We start from the raw sequence: 19444 nt of genomic DNA, 5'->3' as shown, positions 1-19444 counted from the left end.
CCACTCGACACACTCATCCTGCGGCTGCACACCGAAACCGCCTGCCGCCGCGGCGGCGCACTCGCGCTCCACGAGAACGACATCGACACCCGCTGGTGCCTGCTCCGACTGAGAGAGAAGAACGACGCCATCCGCTGGCAACCAGCCAGCCCCACCCTCATCCGAGCCCTACTCAGACATCGCGACGAACGCGGCACCCGCCGACCGTCACCCGAACCACTACTCCGCTACCGCGACGGAACACCCATCACCAGCCGACGCTACGACGGGCTCTGGCGGCGCACCGGCAACCAACTCCCCTGGGCAGCAGCCCAAGGCATCTCCACCCACTCGCTCCGACACACCACACTCACCTGGGTCGAACGCCACTTCGGACACGCCGTAGCCCACGCCTACGCCGGCCACACCGACCACCACAACGACGCCACGGGCATCTACACCCGAGCGCAACTACCCGAAGTCGCCGCTGCGCTATCCTCGCTAGTCAGCGAACCACACCCCCTCGCACCCCACCAACAGTCGGAGAGCAACCTTGCGCTTCCTGCTTCCACGAGGTGGGTGCAATGACCGAAGCCGCCGTCCCGCTGTTCGTACCACCTCCCCCGCCAGCACAGCTGGAATCGCCAACCGATCTGCTCCCGCTGCAGCAGATCCCTGTAGCCGGTCCCATCTCGCCGTTGGCGATGACCATCGCGAAGGTCGATCACTCCGGCCGCATCCCCGCACTGGACGTCATCACCTCCTTGAACTGGACTGTTGGCGACCACACCCACGTCTCGACAAGCGCCGATGCCATCATCATCCGGCGGGCAACCAGCGGACAGTCGGCGTCTACCATTGACTGCCGACGGCAATTGTTCATTCCCTCAGGCGCCCGAACCCAATTCGGCCTCCAGGCCAGCGATCGGCTCCTGCTCGTCGCAGCACCGCGCTCAGCGATCCTGCGCCTACATCCGATCACCGTAGTCACATCGATCCTGACCGCCTACTACTCAACACAGCGAGACCTGTGACACTCGGCCGCATGGTCGCTAAGTTGAAACTCCTTACGTACAGATTTTGGTGCCGAACGTCGAGCGTGCGATCTCAGCCCTTGCCGCCGAGCACACTCCACTTGCCCTGCCATTGCTCTAAATGCTCTGGTTTCACGAGGTAGTGGTGACTACCCATTATGGGTGCACGTTCGCCCTTGCGGACCAAATCCGCTTGATACCGGCGGTCGACGTCTTCCTTCAGCGTTCGCGCGGGCACGACGTAGAACTCGGGTTCCTTCCCTGCGAAATCGACAAAGACGACGGCGACAGTGTTCGACACCAGCGGACTGGGTGCACCAGTCAGCTGCCACTCCGTGGACCGCTTGCTGAACACCTGGACGAGCTTCCCGTAGACGTTCAGGCGATAGCGACGACCTTCGTCCACCACACGGACCGACAGACGGGTCCTCAGCACCGCCTCTGCCGCAGCACAGTAGGCCGCGTAGGCGTGAAGCTGATCGTTGTTGAGCTTCGCGAGACTCACACGTCGCTCCTCGTCACAGGGAAAGATCGGCCGATCGTGTTCCACAGCCAGCGACGGGTCAATAGCTCACCACAGCGATCCATTCGAATGCTGCTTAGGGGCACCGCCCGCTCGCACGCTCAGGAAACGAACTGCTGCAGGTGGCCGAGCGCTTCCTTCGCCAGTTCGTGCGCACCCTCGCCCACTCCGCTCACCGCCTGGTCGGCAACGGGCTGCAGAAACGTCCTCAGTCCTCTCAGCGCGCGACGGATCCGGCCTGGGTCCGGTTCGGCGGCGGTGGTTTCGGCGATGACGTCCGACACGTGCTCGGCGGCGTCCTCCGCGTCTGGAGCGGACAGCCCGATCCGGGGCAGCAACTCAGAGACGTGGCGCATGGCCGTGGCCAGTTCCTCGAACCCCGCCGCGGCGTGCTGGTGCTGGGTGACGGTGTTGTCCCTGCCGACTGTCACCTGCGACACGGTCACCGAGTCACGGAAGATCGTGTTGTAGGTGTCGCCCGGTCTCGTCCCCGAGAGAGCCGCGAAGTCGGCAGCGTTGACATCCTTGCGCATTGACAGGTCCTCGCCCGTTGGAGTGAGCACCGGCATCGGAGATTCCGACCCTGGCGCGCCGAACACGAGTCCTTGCTCGTGGAAGTACTTCGCCTGCCTGCCGATCTCGTCGGCGGTGAACGTCGTCCCGGTGACGTGCACCGCGTCCGAGGTCAGGAACTCCTCCCAGCGCGGACCGTCTGCCCGCCCGCTCTGCTCGTGCAGCCACATGAGCATTGCCTTGCGCAGTGCGGTGGTCCGCTCCTCCGGGTCGAGGTTGCGCACCGCGAGCTCGCGCGGGCTGAGCCCGGTCGCGACCAGCTGGGCCGACGCGCGCACATAGCCGAGGAGGATCGCCTCCTGGTCGGCTTTCTCGAGGTTCCTCGGCGAGTAGGGCATCCAGACCGCGACATTCTCCTCGTGGGGAAAGACACGAGCGTGCGGCTGCCCTGCCCGGCCCACTACGGGTTCGCCTCTGGGCAGGACGCTGAACGTGCACCACTCGGGCGCCGACTTCGGGATGGCACCATCTTCCATCGTGGCGTAGTAAGACACCGCGGAGCCGGCCGTCGGGGCGATCGAGGCCATCATCGGGTGCATGACCACCAGAACGGAGACACCGGTGCGGTAGCTCTGCTCGGAGATCTGCTGGAGGAGGGTCGCCGACGCTTGCTGGAACCCGTGCGGGTAGCCGGTGACGACCACGACGTGATGCGCCTCGACCGGCACTCCGGGCCGATCGTTGTAGCTGTCGAGATCGGGAAGTTCGTCCTTCAGGCAGGACTGCTGGATCTGGCCCACCCGGTTCGCCACCCGTCGCAGCGCCGCCTCGATGCTCGACGGCTCCGTCCACACCTGACCGTCCAACACACGCGGGCCGTTCTCTGCCAGCCGCAGGAACACTCCCGCACTCTGTCCTTGGTGCATGCCGTCGACCCACGTGATCTTGAGGCCATTGGGGGCAGAGCGCGACATCTGGTCGGCGACGATGCTCTGAACCGCGGAAACCGCGTCCCAGTAGTAGAGGTTCTGCTCGTCGGGCAGGAAGACGAGGTTGCGGTCGGACAAGTCCGTCCACGGAAGGCGACCCCACGGCTTCTCCGGCAGAACCTCCAACAGGCCCAGCCACCTCGGCACCGCAGTGGACTTCCCGGTCCGCGCGGCACCGACATACGTCTTGTGCGGCAACGCGAACGAGGACATGACCTGCTGCTCACCTCCGGTCATGCGGGTGAAGTCGTGCTCGTGCTCGTCCAGGAGGAGTGCGGTCTCCGACGCCGAGCTGTCGAGAGCCGCGGTCGCCGTGGCCAGGGCTTGCTGCCACATCGCCGAGGTCTCGCTGAAGGCAGCACTCAGCTCCGGCGAGGGCGACGTGGTCCTGCGGGTGTCGTCGAGGCTCCACCGGCCAGCCTGGATCTCCCGTTGCAGGGAAGAACTCAGCCTGGACGTCGGCAGCTGGGCCAACCGCAGCGCCGCTGCGGTCTCCGACGACAGCACACCGCTGCCCAGCTCGTCGCGAACGTGCGCATCGGCCTCACTCAGCTGCCTGAGTCTGTGACGCTCAGCTCCCAGCTTCCGGTGGAGCGCCAGGTTCCGCGCGGTGACGACCGCGGCGAGACCATCGGGGTTGTCGGTGAGTTCCATCAGCGCATCCGATGCAGGTCGAGGTAGAGCCGGGCAGCGTCGTCCAAGAGTTGTCCGGTCACCGGCTGTAGTGCGTACCACGCCGCCGCGGGTGCGAGATTGTTGATGTTCAGCTTCTTGACGTCGAAACTCCCAGGCCCTGCGGCCCAGGTCGTCATGTGCTTCCACACCTCGTCGAGGCAATACATGAACGAGAGCGTCCGGACAGCGCTCAACGCGCGGTCGGCGCGAGCTGCCAGGCACTCGTCGAGGAGCGTCGACGCCGCCGCGTCGGCGAAAGCACTGCCCGCCGCCTTGGCCGGAGCGCTCGACGACGCTTGGCGCGCCGCAGAGACGGTGGCCATGTCGTAGAAGTTGTCGTCGCGGTAATTCTGCGCGAGATGGTCCGCCGCCGTGATCTCGTTGTGGCGCAGTATGTGGACGAGATCGCCCGTCTGTCCCGCAGTATGCAAGTCGCGGATCGGCGGAAGTGAGGGGAGGGCGGCGGCGAACTGCTCGTCACGCGCCAACACTGCACACCATCTCCCCAGCCAAGCGTGGGTGAGCCAGTCCAGCGCGAGGAAGGCGCGGAGGCGGTCCTGTTCGGGCGCCGCTTCCCGGGTCGCGGTCAGCTGGGAGCGGATCTCGACGATCTTCTCCTTGGGGAGAACGGCGTTCAGCTCACGAGAAAGCACGTTCAGGAATGGGGAATCGGTGTTGTCCGGGAGTTGTGGGGGCGGAGGGGGACTCGCCGCCTGGGGCTGGTCGCGGCGGAACAGTGGCACTGGCGCCTCCTGGTGGAGCCGGCTCATTCGACGTGGACGGTGGTACAAACCTCGTGCGAGCCCACAGAAGCGTTACAGCGCCGCAAATAGCTGCTGGTAGATCTTTTGGTGCCCCGTCACACGTCAGCGGGCCAATCGACAGACATCGCGACATATGGTCGTCGCATCGGCGCAACTGCCCACCACGAATTCCGTCCTGAACAATCGAACAGATCCGACCAACTGTTACCGGGACCAGCCCCATTCACCTGATCAGTCCACAAGTCTGCACGATGACATGGAATATCCGCATCGTCCAAACAACATGAGTCACAACGATTCCAGCGACGCTGGACACCATCCAGCAGTACGACGTTCGAGTGATACCACAACCTCATCATGGATTGATGTAACGCTGCGTATCCACTCGCTGAAATACCTCAACAGCAGAGGTCGAACAGCGAGTAGGGAGCCTGCCTTGACAGGTGCAGAACACGACGGACAGGTCCTCATCGACCACGACGGCATTGCGCTGTCCACAGCCATCGAGCTGTTGCGGTCCGAACTCGCCGAATCCATCGAGGCGGGAAAGAACGAGCGCATCCGGTTCACCGCCGAGTCCATCGAGCTCGAGCTGGAGATCACCGCGAAACTGACCCGCAAGGCCAACGGCAAGGTCAGCCTGTGGAAGGTCATGTCGGTCGGCGCAGCCCGCGAGCACGAGGGTGCGGCGAAGCACCGGTTGAAGGTCCTCCTGAAGCCTCACGACACGTCGCTTCCCCAGGGCGCGGAGACGCTCATCGGGGACTACGAGGAGTAGGGGTGACCTGGCATGGGGAGCCCCGCGAACGACCAGTCTTCGCTCGAACTGCCAGAACGCCGGATCGCCTTGATCCACGGACTCCGGTTCGGGTCGGGTTACGCGGTCACACCCAGCTTGTTGCTCACCGCGAAGCACGTTGTCGGCGGTCTCGAGTCCACCTGCACGGTGTGGCCTGAGCTCGGGGGCGAATACACCGGGTTGGTTGTGTGGTGCGGCAAGGGTATTTACGACGACACCGCACTCGTGGACGTGGAGGACAGCCCGTGGTCCGCCCTTGACGACGATGTCGTCTGGGCTGAGTTGCGCGGCGTCGGCAAGGCACGATGCATGACGCTCGGCTACGCCTGGGCGGACCGGAACAACGGGGAGCGTTCCCTGGCGCACGAGACCTGGCTCGTGTCCTCGATCACCTTCCGCAAGCTCGGAAGCTACCGCCTCGACCTGCCCACCATGCCGCCAAAGGCACGTCCTGACAAGGACGGCAAGAAGGTGTCCGCGTGGGGCGGGCTGTCAGGTGGCCCATTGCTCAGCGGTGACGGCGCCAAACTGCTCGGGGTCGTCCGCGGGGAGAGAGACACCTATCCCGGCTCGGCCTTGGGCGCCGTGCGAGTGAGTGGACTGCTCACGGACTTCATGTTCTCGGCGCTCGTCCGAGCGGCCGAAAAGAACCTGGCCATCGAGTACACGGCCCCGGTAGCTCCCGACACCGCCGAACCCGACATCGACCTGTCCGGTCCGCACGGCCTGCTCCTGCACCGCGTGCCCGCCGAGTGGCGGCCCGACGGCAGGCCGCTGCCGGTGGACAGCCTCGACATGGCCGACCTCGGCGCCTGGGTCTGCCTGCAGCGCGGACCGAGCACCAACGTGGTCGCCGCGGCGCCGGGGATCGACTTCAGCTCGGCTCTCAACCGCCTCGAGGACGACGTGATCAGCCTCAACAGTTCGGACGTCGCCCCGCGGCGGTGGCACCGTGCCGACGCGCGGATCACGTTGCCGGACAGGGAACACCACCTGCTCCGGCTGCGCGGGCACGGCTCGGCCGAGAGCGGGATCGGATTCGGCCTCGTGCTCGACTGGCCTGCCGATGGGTCTGCCGCACTGTCCGCGCGCGAGTGCCGGAACCGGGTGCGGCTGTTGGCGCCGCAAGCTGCTCTGGTCTTCGTCGTGACGGCGGCTCTCCCGGTCGACGCGGTCGCCACCGCCTGCGGGCTCGCCCGTGAGCTGGGTTCGGGGCAGGGAGCCGAACTCGTCGACGTGTTCACACGGCTGTGGTTCGACGGCGCCGACGCCGCGACCGGTACCGACGCCCCACCGCTGGCGAACGGCGATCAGGTCGCACACCGGCTCATGACCGGGGCGTGGCAGGCGATGTGGCGCCGAGGCCTGCCCGCTCTCCCGAAACAGTCCACCGTGGAGCCGCTACCGACGACTGCCGACCCGGTCGAGGTCGCCGACGCCGTTGTCGCTGAGCTCAACGCGGCACAGGTGTGGGGCGGACCGCTCCAGGAGTCCGCGTCACTGCTACTGGTGCGGGACTACCAGCCCCAGTTCTTCCCTGCGCTGGTCCGGCGCCACGCGGCAGCCCGCGTGGCGCCGGCGAACGCTGCGTCGTTGCACGCCGCGATGACGCTCGATCAGACCGTGGACATGTGGCTCTCGGTCGCACCCGCACCAGAAGCCCCCGCACGCATACCTGCCGTGCTGCGCGAGACGAAGCTCGTCGACTCGGTGCTGCTGGGCATGATCCGGGCGGGGATCGACGCACGAACACGGAAGCCGTGGACCGAACACGCTGCCAACCGCCGTACACCCGCGGGCAGGTTGGCAACGTGGCTCGACGAGTCCGAAGAGGGCGACCTCGCCGCCTTCCTGTCCGCTCAGAACGCATCTGCCGGTATCTCCGCGCAGCGGGCGGGTCTGGTGATACCTCAGTCGCTGTCCGCGGGTTCTGCCGCCTGGTGGGCGTTCCTCGGCCGCACCCCGCTGAGCTCCTCGACGGTGACCTGGCTCGCGGGTCTCGGCGTCGACGCGCGCCGCATCGCGGGCTTCACCGACGATCCCGACCTGCCGGACTTCGAGCTGGCGGAGGTCCTCCTGCAACTGCGGACATCGATGCGTCCGCCCGTGCCGCCATGGGAGGCGACGACATGACGCTGGCTGCGGACTGGTTCTTCACCACCACGATGCGACTGTCCCCTCGGGACACCGACGCGTTCCTCGACACGATGACGACGCTGCGCAGGCGTGAGATCACCACGATCGAACTGCGACACGCGGCCCTCGCGCTGACGACCGCTGGACCACGGCTCCAGGCCTATGCGCTCGGGCCTCTCCTCGCAGCGATCAAGAACGACTCGCAGGCCGAAGGTCATCCCCAGCAGCCCGACCAGGAGGTGCTCGGGCTGACCGACAACGTCGCCAGCTCGATCCTGTCGCTCACCGACCACCCGCTCGCGCCGCGGCTCGGCACGGCGCTGTCACAGGTCGCCCGCGACGCACAGGGCACCAGAGCCGTGCTGCTGGACGAGATCGCCGCGCGGCTCGCGGACGACGCACGCCGACATCGGGCACAGGTCAGAACGATCCCCTACCACGAGCTCGGCGAGTTCATCATGCCCACGCTCACGTTGGTGGCGTTGGCGGAGCTCACGCGCCGGCAGCCTCGGACAGGCGGCACGCACTGGCTCGGTGACACGGCGATCCCGCTGGCCACCGCGGCGCTGCGCGGCGACTTCGGCAGGCTTGCGCTGCTCGCCGCGGCGGACGGTGCCTGCCGCGCCGACCGACAGGCACGAGAAGTCGTGTGGCAGGACCTCTGGCGCGCCGGGGACGGTGCGACCGAGTTGCAGCCCGACCTGCTCGCCGCGCTGGCCCGCTCGTGGTTCGGGCACCCCGGCGACGACGGCCCGACCGTCGACGAACTGGAGCACGAGGCGATCACCGGCGAGGACATCGGCCTCTGGCGATCGCACGGACGATCAGACCTTGCCCTGGAAGAGGCCTACGCGCTGGTCAGCGGCCGTGTGTCAACGACTCCCGCCGTTCTCTCGGCCGTGCTGTGGAACGCGACGATGTGGGAGATGGCCGCCGAGGTCGATCCGGTCGAGACCGCGCACAGGCTCACCCGCTGGTGGCAGACGCCCGAGCCGCCCGCAAGCGGCTCGGTGATCACGATTCACACGGCGGGCTCGGGCGAGGCCGCCGTTGATCACGTGCGTGCGTTCACCCGGTTGCACCCTCGTTTGGAGGCGTCGTTCGACGACGGGCCTATCACCTCGACCACCTTCGCGGATGGTTCGACCGTGTTCTCGCCGTGGCTGCACCGCAAGCACGACGGCTGGGACCACCGCCGCCTCCACGGACCGGCATTTCTGCCGAGGACGACGGAACACCTCGTGCGGTTGTTCCTGCTCGCTCCGCTCTCGGTCAGGCTGCTGGAGAACATCCCCGCCGCCGACGGTACGACTCGGAACGACCACCTGATCAGCCTGCTGTTCCACGCGATCGACGTGCTGCGGGACGACGCGGCGATGCTAGAGGCGCTGGAGCGCGGCGACTACGTGGACGCGGACGGGACGAGTCCGGCCATGGCGACGTTGACCTGGCACAACTACCAGCTGCTCCACGCCACCGGCGCGGGCCTCACGCCTAGGCCGCGGTCGGCGACGTTCGCGGACTTCGCCCTGCGGATGCTCGAGGACGACAACGCACACGACCTCGGCCTGCACGAGCAGCGGGCCCGTTCGAACCGGCAGGCCCTGCCCGCGGTCAGCAGCATGTGGATCTCGCGGGCCTGGATCAAGTCGAGTGACACGACCTCACCAAGCCAGTGGTTCACCGGAGATCTCCCGCCGGCTCGCCAGGTGTTGTTCGCCGCGATCGACCGTCTGTGCGAGGTGGACACGCACCAACGCGAAATGAAGCGGCGCGAGAACCGGCGCAGGCAGCAGATCGAGAGGGAACACTTCCGCGCGAACGCCGACCCTCGCCGGAAACCCAATTACGGCACCTCTCTCGACCGCGGTCTTCGGCCACCGGACCTCCTCACGCCCGCTCAACTGCTGCGTGAGATCTACCCACAGGACTGGCCGGACCCGATCCGCGACACGTGGCCCCAGCTCGACCTCGACTGGTACGCGAGCCGGGCCCGGTACAACAAGTCCTACGAGAGCGCGCTGCGCCAGGCGGGCGGCGACCGCTCCGCGATCACGAGCAACGCGGCCCGTCCCGAGCGACTGCTGCTGTCCCCCGCGCACCCGCTGGCCGTGTGGCGGGAGCACTCCGACGAGGTCGACAGCTGGTCGAGCGTTCAGTCCGCGCCGATGACCATGCGGGTGATGCGGCTCTCCGCGCTGCTCTCCGAACCGGATCTCGCCGCAACCGATCCGGTGTACGTGGAGTGGGTCGAGGACTGGCTCGACCGCGTGCACGCGGTCGACCACACGGAACAGCTGCCGCTGAACGTGCGTAGCCTGATGATCGGGCTGATCAGGGCGCGACTGCCGGAGGCCGGCTCGCCCTCCCCGGCGCACCTGCGCCAGCTCGCGAGCATCCACTCCGCGACGATCGACGGCATCCTGGAGTTCAGCACCAACAATCTCAAGCACGCGACCCAGCTGCTGCAACGTTTGCTCTTCAACCTTCCGCTGAGCGGCGAGAGCGCACTGCTGCTGCAGCTGCGCGCCGTCGAGACGATCTATCGCCGGCGCCGCTACTCGAGTGAGCTGCGCGGTCTGCGTGGAGCCTCGCAGATGCGCATGAGCGAATGGACGCAGAAGAACCTCGACCAGCAGGTAAACCAGTTCATCTCCGGTCTGGTGCGGCGCCGGGGTGAAGCGACCGTCGCCGCCGAGTCGCTGTCGCCATCCGAGCGGATCAGCGCTCTCTGGGAGCAGATCAGCTTGGCGAGCGAGCTCAGAACCACGCGCGTCCCGTTGCGGCTGCACGACCGGGACCTGACCGAACGCCGGAACAGGTCCGAGCAACTGCGGCTCATGGTGTCCGTCGCAGACCGCTTTCACGCCTGCGAGGTCCGATCCCTCCTCGACGTGTCCTCCCGGATGTCAGGCTCAGCGCATCTGCGGGACCTCTTCGACGAGCAGGCGCGGCCGGCTGGGGCGAGGCGGAACATCCAGAGTGCGACGGTCATCGGAGTCGTCGCGGCCGTCCAACCTCCAGACTTGGAGAACTCCAGCCAGGTCGTCTGGCTCAACTGCGGCACCGGCGACCTGCTGCGCCACGTACCGGCACCGACAGCGGCGCCACTGGTGGTCGGGGACATCATCGCGGCCCAGGTCCGCGGCACCCCGCCGGCCGTCGTCGAGGTCAGCCGGCTCGATCGAGCGGCACCGGGCCACGACGAGGTCAGGGCGGCCATCGTGCACGCCACCGCGCCATGGCTGCGGGTCGAGGTCGACGGCGCCAAGGGCTACACCTATCCGTCCGACGAATCCGCTGCCGCCGAGATCGTGCACCGTCATTGGGATCCCGATCTCGCCCGGACGTTCTCGGGCATCGCACCGGACGGACCACGACGTCGGCTCGTGCGCTGGGACAGCGCACTGCGGCACTGGCTTCCGGTGGTCAGAGGGCTGAGCGAGCTGATCGTCGACGAACTCGCCGCCGCTGACTCCGTTGCGCTCACGTTCACCTCGATCGACGACGGCGAGTGGCACTTCGTCAGCTCACCAGGATTGCTCTACCACCTGCCGCCCGAGGTGTGGACCGACCCCGAGGCGCTCGACGGCCTGCTGCGGCCGGAACGGCACGGGTTGGTGCTGACGGCTGCGCTCGCCGACACCGAACGACTGCTGCTGACGGTGCGGCTGGGCGCCGACGGGGAGCCCGACCACGACGACCGGAACGTCCAATGGCTGCGGCTGTTCGACGACCAGGACGACGACCTGACCGTGGTCGTCCGGCAAGGCGAAGAACGCGTGGTGGAGATTCAGCCGCCGCCCGGTTTCCCGCTGACCGTGCGCGCATTGGGTGCGGAACGCGCTGGCAGCCGGGTTCACGTCCTGACGCAACCGTGGACCGACTATCAGGCCCGGCGGGGAACAGTGCCGGTCTCGTTCGTCCAGTCACAAGGAGTGCGTGAGTCGGAATCACCGACGCCGCAACGCTTCGACGAACTCCACAACGTACGACGAGGCGACATCCTGACGCTCAGCCACATGGTGTCGAAGAAGATCAGCACACATCCCCGCGTCGCCACGTCGACATCGCTCGTGGTGAGCGTGGAAGCTGAGTCGCTCTCCCTGCTCGACCAGCACGGAACGAACCTGGCGAAGGACCTGGTGCACGGACGGTTGGCCGAGGTGGTGAACGAACCCCGGGCCGACCACCCCCGCGCCGTAACCATCGTCCGCGGTGCGGCGTTGTCCACAGCGGCCCTGGTGAGCAAGGTGCACACCGCGAACACGGACCCGGCGGTCGTGCTCGACGACGTTGCCGCGTCCGCGGCCGTCCAGGGCGTGATCGTCAGGCGGCTCGCTGACGGCAAGAGGTACGGCACGTGGTGCCGCTTCGGCGACGCGGTGCACTACGTGGAACTGGAGCCAGAGTGGTTCGGCGACACCGACCCGAAGCTGATCGGCCAGCTGTTCTCAGGCACGCTCGAAGGCGGCGAGTGGACGTTCGAGTACGTCTATCGCCGGATCACCGTCCGCGCCCTGTTCCAGCTGCGGGACGGCGAGCCGGATCCCGGCGAGGACGCGGAGTACATCGGTTCGGACCACAATCACGACTACCGGCAGATCGTGGGCAAGCCGGTGATCTTGCGACAGGACGCACAGGTCTCGCCGGACGACGTCGTTCGTCTGCTCAAGATCGAGGGCGCCGGTGTGCAAGTGGTCAATCAAAGAGCCTCAGGCGCGGTCCGCACCGTCTCGGTCTCGTCTCGCGGCAGCGACCGCACGTTGCTCGGCGCCACGAGGACGCAGGGCATGCTCGGCGGCCTGTCGGTAGGAGGCGCGGAGCTTCGGGTCACCCGTTCCTCTGCGTCGACGGTGAACGGGCTCCCACAGGTCGAGGTGCGCAGGTACTTCGCGCTGCGCCTGCGCGGTGAGACGCGGAGGACGAGCCCAGATCCCGGCGGTGACCTGTGGCAGCGGTTCGTGAAGTCCGGCAAGGAGCACGTGCTCGGCTCGGTGGCCCAGGACGGAACCGCGTTCGAGGTCGGTGGTGGACTACGCCCACCCGGTCCCGACGGGGTGCACACCTCCCGCCTCCCGCTCGAACCGGATCAGGAGCCGGCTGTCGGCGGTGCGCAGTACATCAGGAACGCCGCACGGGCGCGCCTGGTGCCGACTAGCCGCGGCTTCCTGGCCTCCTATGTTAAAGCCGAACCGCTCACTTTGGACGACTTCGCGCGGCGGTATTCGATCGTCGCCAACGGCACGCGGATCGTGCTGGCGGAGCCACTTCACTACATCGGCCCGCCGACCGAGGAGAGGCAGCACCACCTCTTCGAATGGGGATACGGGTGGACCGTGGCGGTCCCACCGGAGCGGCTCCGGGTACCGGCCGCGGAAGACAGTCCACTCCCCGCGCTGTTCCACGGTGACCGGGTGGATGCGGTGTCGTACGTTTTGTCCGAGGACCACGGTGACCCTGTTCTCGTAGTCGACCAGTTCGACATCACCCACCACTACACCCGGCGGGTGGTGGACGAGGCCACCAAGCAGCACCTGCACCTGATCGACCTCAGGGTCAGCCTGGACGTCGGAACTGTTCACGTCCTGCGCGCTCAGGCCGGCCGCTCGCTCGGCGACACGCGTGACCCGTTCGAGGCGACCCAGTGGGTGCCGTTCGCCGCGTCGCTGGATGACGTCAGCCGGGACGCCCTGCTCGACCGCCTTCGCGCGGAGGGCAGGACCGGACTCGTTCAGCAGCGGGTGCTGGCCAGGCTGGACACCGTCGAGGCACTTTCCACGGGCGGCCGGATCCGGACGTTCCACACCGTGCGCGAGACCGCGACCGACCTCCGCGACGGGGACTTCGTCTTCCTCACCGCCCAGCGCATCGAGCAGACGGACAACGAACTGACGGTCATCTTCGGCCTGCACGGAGCAGACAACGCCCACGATCTGGCGGTGCGGGTGAACCGCAGGGAATTCTCCTATCGGGAGAGCACGTTGTCCCGTCTCGTCGCGGGCGGTCTCGACCCGGAGACGATGAAGATCGTCCTGCTGGTGAAGCTGCTATACGTCAAGCGGGACACGCGGTTCGGCTCTGTGCGCCACGCACCGACCAGAAAGCCGGAGACGCTGGTCAGCTATCTCGCGAGCCGCAACGGCACCTGTTACGCGGTCATGGGCGACCAAAGGCTGGAGATCGCTCCGGGCGTGCTGTTCAACGCATCGCAGGTGCTGGGCGCTGAGGGCGTCGGCTCGGGAGCCGTGGTGCGGCTCGCCCTCGACGACGAGCGCAAGGTCACCCTGCTCACCGCGCTCCCCTCAGACAAGTCCTACCTATCCGCCCACGACCGGCCCGTGATCGTTTTCCCGAAGGCGACGGCGCTCGCTCGCGTGGCGCCGGCGCGGGACGAGGCGATGGGCTCGATGTTCACCGTTTCCGGACTACCGGACATCTCCGCGTCCCCGGTGGACGGTTCCGGCGTCTCCATCCTCGCCACGCCCCACCCCAAGGTCTGCCTGGTGCACCTCGACTCCACCGGGAAGCCCGTGCTGCGAACCGCACCAAACGAAAGCCTGCGGCACGGCCGAGTGCTGCGCACCGATATCAACGAACCGGCGGGTGTGCGACCGTGGCAGCCGATCGCGGAGCGCGGTGGCGAGGCCGCCGAGCTGGTCAAGGTGGCGTGGGCGCGCATGTCGTTCGCCAACTCGACCGCGCGCGACATCGCGCAGGCGTGCAGGCGCCACGAATGGATCCACCACGACCGCAAGACGGGGCACAACACGAACGGCCGCCGCGTCGGCCCCTATCCGGTCCGTCCCGGAACCGCACGCGACGAAGGGGTCTTCTTCAGCATCGACAACGGCTGGACCCTGCGTTACACGCCCAAGAGCATGCCGCACAACGGTCTGCCCGCAAGTGCGCTGGTCGAGGATCAGACGTTCTGGCCGGACGGTTCCGCGAAGTTCACCGTCGCCGCGCCCAACGCGGACAACTCCGGACTGTGGCTGGAACTGGGCCCGGGACGGGTGGTCGAGGTCCGCGGCGCGTTGATCAACGAAGAGAACGGTGCCTCACTCGCGAACGTCGACTGGTCGATGTTCGCAGCAGGCGATCGGGTGACGCTGCGCCTGTCCCAGCGTTCGTCCGGAGGGCTGTGGGAGGTGGGACCGAACCACCTGGTGCTCACGTCGTGGTCCACGAGTCTTCGTGCCGCTCTCCCCCAGGACCGGCGCTCTCGGCTGCTCCTCCCAGTTGCCGGAACCAACACCCGTGGAGGCGCACTCCGCCTCGGCGCCGGACGACACCTGTCCTACCCGATCGCCACGAACGATCTCGCCGCCTACACCGATGTCGACGCCGTTTGGCTCAACCACCGCAACGACATCGAACCCGTTTCTTACGAAGGGATCCGGCCGGGCGACGCCGGGCTCCTGACCGTCGGTCCCACCGGTGATCTCGCGCTGGCCGGCCTGCCGGATGTGGAGGTGCGGCTCGCGGGCGATTCGGAGTCGAACTGGCCTGGCTACCGGTGGTTGCGCCAGTCGCTCGACCACCCTGAGACCCGCCGCCCGCTGCTCACCAACCTCGGCGGCGTGCTCCCGGTGACGATCATCATCGTCGGGGTGGACCGCCGAGTGGTGACCGTGTGCCGGCGGGACCAACGGTCCGGTCAGTGGCCCTCCAACCGGTTGGTGCGCACAGAGATCCTCGCCCAGTTCGGAACGAGGGCGTTGCTCCTCAGATCAGGTGACGCGGTCTTCACCGTCGCGGTCAACGACCTCGTCCAGGGTGTCCCTCACGCGCTGTGCGACCAAGTTGGCGCGGCGTTGGTAGCCAACCGCCGGACCCACACGTTGTGGTGGTCGGTGGACGAAACCGGAACACCACACGCCGGCCTGCACGGCAACGACGTCACCAACCCGATCGTCACCGCCGAACACGTCGTGTTGGACGAGAACGGCGCCGTCGCGGGCTTGGTGTGCATGGATTCCCGAAGCAGGCGCTACCACTGGCTTCCCGTCGGCCACGCATCGTGGATCCGCGACATCTCGGCAGACGACCTCCTGGCGAACCTCCGCCGGATCGGCGATCTGGCGGCGAAAAAGCTCCACTCCGGAGCGATCTCGATCACCACGCATCCGGCGGTCGCCCAGCAGGCAAAAGCCCTCCACCCGAGCGCGCCGCTGCGCGTGGTAGTTGGAAAGGGCGATCCGGTCGTAGCCGCCAGCGGCGAGTGGCGGTATGTCGCCCGGCTCGAAATGCCTCCGGTGCTCCTGTCCTACGAGTCCGCCGAGCCAGGTCTGGCGGAAGGTGACAGCCGGTTCACAGAAGTGGACAGCGCTTTCGTCGGCAAGAACCGGACATCGATCACGGTGCGCGACGTCAACACTCGGCTGGTGCGCCTGAACCTGCCACAGTGGACGCTGAACTCACACGAGGCGATCCGAGGTGGAAGCGACGCCGTGCACGCTCCCCCAGTCACGAAGTTCAAACACTACCAACGGTGGTACCGCGAGGGCCTTCCAGCTGTCGTCGGCGAAAACGATCCCACCGAGACGATCATCCGAGCGGCTGGAACGATCGTCGAGCAAGCCGAAGAACCGAGCGTCGACGTCATGGCCGCGATTGTGGCCCAGTGGTTGGCGCTGCACGGTCCCGCAGTGGCCAACCTGGTGCCGGACCAGGAAATGGACGCGGCTGTGGCCCTCGCCGCAGTTGTCGTGCTGGACTTCCTCGGCGTTCACGGGGACGATTCGGCTGCCGCCGCCGCAGTGGCCATCCTGCACCAGACTGGTCGGCGTGCCGCAGCAAGCGTTCAAGCTGAACAGTTCGTCACGGCATGGATCGCGCGACCCGAACGCCACGCGCTCAACGGAGCATGGGCACGGCTGCGGACGTTGTCGCTCAGCAGGGAACTCACGCCGCGTCAGGTTCGCCAGCTCCGCTCCTTCAGCCAGGCGATGCTGGTGAAGCCGTCGCTTCGAGACGCAGAGCGCGATCTCGCTCCGATCGCCCGAGCGCTGATGACGGCGGTGGGCGACCTCGACACCGCCGCAGAACTGGTGCGAGACAGCGAGATCATGTCTCCACTCGCGCTCTGGGGACGCATTCTCGTCGCGCCACAGGAAAGTGCAACCTCGCAGGCCCGGTTGCTGGACTCCCAGCGGCGGACACTCCACCTCCAGGCTGATCATGTTGTCAGCGACGCCGTGCCCATCACACTCATGCCGGTGATTACTCCGCCAGACGGCGTCGAGGCGCAGTTCCTGCGCATGTACACGAAGGTCAGCGTCGTGCGGACGTGATCAGGCAGCGCGGCGTTCGACGCGGTCAGCTCCCCGCGTACTCGGCGAACCGGACGTCGGTGACGCCGGCGACCGCGCGCGCGAGCACCTCGGCGACGTGGCGGTCGGTCGCGTCGTTCATTCTGTCCACGATGAACACCTGGCCGCCGGACACCTCGGCGGTCCACCGGTACGAGGAGTCGATCACGTCCAGGCGGTGGTGGATCTCCGCCTCGATGATCCAGTCGTCGCGACTGTTGGAACGGAGCATGTCCCGGCGGGTCACGATGCCCACGAGGCGACCCTCGTGGACGACCGGGACGCTACGCACGCGGTGTTTGAGCGTCAGGTTGGCGACCTCGGCCAAGTCGGTCCGCTACTCCGGGGGTCTGACATTCTTGTGCGCCACGGTCTTCAGTCGCGAATGCGCACAGAGGTAGCGCGACAGGGCACCACCCGTCAGGCCAAGCCGAACTTCTCCGCGTGTACCTGAAGGCGCGGCACGTTCAGCTGACGCAGCCCGCTCAGCACGGCCGCGGTCATCGCGGACGGACCGCACACGTACACGTCCCGTTCCACGATGTCGGGCACCAACTGACGCAGGGCGCCCGGCTCGAATGGCCGGGCTCCCTGGCCGGTCCGGCCGGTGAGCAGGTGCAGCCGACCGCGGCGGGCCTGGACGAGTTGGTGCAACTCGTTCAGCAGCACGGCCTCGCGCTGGTCGCGCACCCGGTAGAGGACGACGAAGTCGCCGGGCGTGTGCTCCTGCAGCAGAGCCCGGATCGGGGTGACCCCGACCCCGCCCGCGATCAGCAGCACGCCCGGCCGGGTGCGGTGCAGTGAGGTGAACGCGCCGTACGGGCCCTCGACGAACACGCGCGTGCCGACCTGCAGGTCGCGCAGGCCCGCGCTGCCCTTGCCGACGGCCTTGGCGGTGAGCCGCAGCGAGCGTCCATCAGGCTCGGCGGACAGCGAGAACGGGTTCGCCAGCCACCAGTGACGGTGTCCGGGGAACCGCCAGATGCAGAACTGACCGGCCTTGGCTGGCAGCCGGTCGAGGCCGCGGCCAGTCACGTACACCGACACCGTGTTGGGTGACTCCGGCACCACGGCCGCGACCCGGAACTGGTGGCGGGCGTTGAGGATGAGTGGCCGCACGATCCGCCCGACGACCAACGAGCCGAAAGCGAACAGCCACAGCGCCCACCAGTAGGCCATCGCGGACGGCGAGGACTTGAACGTCGTGGTCTCGATCAGCTGGTGCACGAACGCCAGGCCCAGCGCCACGTACAGCAGCAGGTGCAGGCCGTGCCAGGTCTCGTACTGCAGACGCCGCCGGACGTACCGCGTCGAAACGACCCCGGTGACCAGGATGGTGGTGGCCGCGAGCATGCCCAGCAGCGAGGCGGGCACGCCGGCCAGGGCCACGAACGTCTTTGCTATCGAAACGTTGTCGAGGGTGGCGTACCCGAGCACGACGATCGTGGCGTGGGTGAGCACCGTCCACAACAGAAGGAAACCGTTCCACCGGTGCCACACCGTCAAGCGGTCCATGCCGATGCGCCGGTCCAGCCACGGCAGCCGTGCCACCAGCAGCAGCTGGCACATCATGATCAGCGCGGCGTGCAGGCCGAAGAACTTGGCGACGGTGAGGACCTCGTTCTTGCCCTTGCCCGCGGTCAGGAACAGGAACTCGATGATCGCCAGGTTGACGATGACGAACGTCCACAGAGCCAACCGCGCCTGGACGACCGGAGCCAGGCCCTTGCGACGGATGCGTGAGTTCGTCGTCACCAGACATCACCTCTCGCGGCTGGGTGAAGCCGGAACAGTATGAACTCGTCGAAGGACAGGTGACAGGCTCTAGCCGGACTCGTGGCGGAACGACGCGGTGGCGGGCTTGGTGCACACCGCGTCGGCTGCCTCGGCCGAGTCCTGTAGGTACCACACTTTGGCCCGGTACCCGGTCCAGCCGGTCACAGCACGTCCGCTGATCGAGTTGCCGCATGGCCTGGGCTGCCGCGAGGAGGCGCTGGGCGACCGCAGGGTGTCAGCGGTGTTCGGAACCGGCGGGCGGCCTGACACACTCACACGCCGCTGATCGCTCGAAGCGTCACCATCAAGCGAGCTCATCCATCAGCGGGCAACAAGCGGCGCGCGAGCCTGACGTTCCGACGCCGTCGGCCCGCATCTGACAAAGCCGGACGATGATGCGACCTCCTGCTGCCGTGACAGAATCGGTCAGCCAGCGCTCCACTGTGACGCAAGGCCGCCGGGCGTCCAACTTCGCAGACGCACTCTCACGAGCAGCCCCCTAGATGTCCTTGAGGCGCGTCATGAGCACCAACCCCACCACCATCCGAGCCGCCCGGCTACTCATCGCCCAACTAGGCCTCACCCCGGACGATCTTCTCTGGGAGCCCACCGACATCCCGACCTTCGCCGAGTACGTGCCCAAGGTCGCCGCTGCCGCAGGTCCGGGTGCGCAACGCACCTACGGCACCTACTGGGCTTACATCGTCACCGCCTTCGGTGACCGCCCGCTGGACCAGGTCGACGCCACCGACATCCAAACACTGATGCGGCAGGTCGTCGACCTCCGCATCGTCCGCCGCAGCGACCGCGGAGGCCACAGCACCGCCGAACACCTGCTCGCCGCAATACGCACCATCTACGTCCACGCCATCCGCGACGAAATCCTGTCACCACACCACAACCCAGCGGCCGAGATACCGAAGCCACGCCGACAGACATCGC

The 19444-nt window shown here is 67.3% G+C and carries 10 protein-coding genes and 1 pseudogene; 6 read left to right on the top strand and 5 right to left on the bottom strand.

What is annotated here, in order from left to right; all coding sequences use genetic code 11:
• Positions 1-567, top strand: a 567-nt coding sequence (locus UK23_RS50905; RefSeq protein ID WP_156213788.1) for a site-specific integrase, incomplete at its 5' end; no start/stop codon positions are given.
• Positions 564-1013 (top strand): hypothetical protein, encoded by a 450-nt coding sequence (locus UK23_RS52290; protein WP_156213787.1) that lies wholly within the window; start codon positions 564-566, stop codon positions 1011-1013. The genes UK23_RS50905 and UK23_RS52290, both read left to right, overlap by 4 nt.
• 73 nt (positions 1014-1086) lie before the next feature.
• Here UK23_RS52290 and UK23_RS42540 read toward each other — a convergent pair whose 3' ends face one another.
• The 3 genes from UK23_RS42540 to UK23_RS49405 form a co-directional block, all read right to left on the bottom strand.
• Entirely contained in the window at positions 1087-1518 is a 432-nt protein-coding gene (locus UK23_RS42540; protein WP_045317501.1) for a hypothetical protein, read from the bottom strand.
• A gap of 119 nt (positions 1519-1637) precedes the next feature.
• Positions 1638-3692: a hypothetical protein gene (locus UK23_RS54330; protein WP_052685533.1), complete on the bottom strand. Its 2055-nt coding sequence runs from the start codon at positions 3690-3692 to the stop codon at positions 1638-1640.
• Entirely contained in the window at positions 3692-4456 is a 765-nt protein-coding gene (locus UK23_RS49405; protein ID WP_156213786.1) for a hypothetical protein, read from the bottom strand. Before UK23_RS49405 ends, UK23_RS54330 begins: the two co-directional genes overlap by 1 nt.
• 457 nt (positions 4457-4913) lie before the next feature.
• Between UK23_RS49405 and UK23_RS42520 the strand changes: the two genes are divergently transcribed.
• The 3 genes from UK23_RS42520 to UK23_RS42510 are packed head-to-tail and all read left to right on the top strand — an operon-like array spanning position 4914 to position 16708.
• Positions 4914-5255, top strand: coding sequence for a trypco2 family protein (locus UK23_RS42520; protein ID WP_045317498.1), 342 nt, complete (start codon positions 4914-4916; stop codon positions 5253-5255).
• Between the two features lie 12 nt (positions 5256-5267).
• Positions 5268-7409, top strand: coding sequence for a hypothetical protein (locus tag UK23_RS42515; protein ID WP_045317497.1), 2142 nt, complete (start codon positions 5268-5270; stop codon positions 7407-7409).
• Complete coding sequence (locus UK23_RS42510; protein ID WP_156213785.1) at positions 7406-16708, top strand: hypothetical protein; 9303 nt, start codon at positions 7406-7408, stop codon at positions 16706-16708. Before UK23_RS42515 ends, UK23_RS42510 begins: the two co-directional genes overlap by 4 nt.
• A gap of 25 nt (positions 16709-16733) precedes the next feature.
• On the opposite strand, the gene UK23_RS42505 is transcribed toward UK23_RS42510, so the two are convergent.
• A complete protein-coding gene (locus UK23_RS42505) occupies positions 16734-17054 on the bottom strand; it encodes a CBS domain-containing protein (RefSeq protein ID WP_052685531.1) in 321 nt (106 codons plus the stop codon).
• Positions 17055-17146: 92 nt separating this feature from the next.
• A complete protein-coding gene (locus tag UK23_RS42500; RefSeq protein ID WP_196778132.1) occupies positions 17147-18481 on the bottom strand; it encodes a ferric reductase-like transmembrane domain-containing protein in 1335 nt (444 codons plus the stop codon).
• Between the two features lie 524 nt (positions 18482-19005).
• Between UK23_RS42500 and UK23_RS42495 the strand changes: the two are divergent.
• A pseudogene (locus UK23_RS42495) lies at positions 19006-19444 on the top strand (site-specific integrase); the annotation flags it as partial.

The sequence above is a fragment of the Lentzea aerocolonigenes genome (assembly GCF_000955955.1).
Lineage (GTDB): Bacteria > Actinomycetota > Actinomycetes > Mycobacteriales > Pseudonocardiaceae > Lentzea > Lentzea aerocolonigenes_A.
The sequence above is the reverse complement of the archived record's forward strand: the minus strand, read 5'-3'. Positions and strand labels throughout refer to the sequence as shown.

Coding starts and splice junctions, on each gene's coding strand:
- UK23_RS52290 (WP_156213787.1), top strand. CDS start 564: ATGACCGAAGCCGCCGTCCCGCTGTTCGTACCACCTCCCCCGCCAGCA.
- UK23_RS54330 (WP_052685533.1), bottom strand. CDS start 3,692: ATGGAACTCACCGACAACCCCGATGGTCTCGCCGCGGTCGTCACCGCG.
- UK23_RS42515 (WP_045317497.1), top strand. CDS start 5,268: ATGGGGAGCCCCGCGAACGACCAGTCTTCGCTCGAACTGCCAGAACGC.
- UK23_RS42510 (WP_156213785.1), top strand. CDS start 7,406: ATGACGCTGGCTGCGGACTGGTTCTTCACCACCACGATGCGACTGTCC.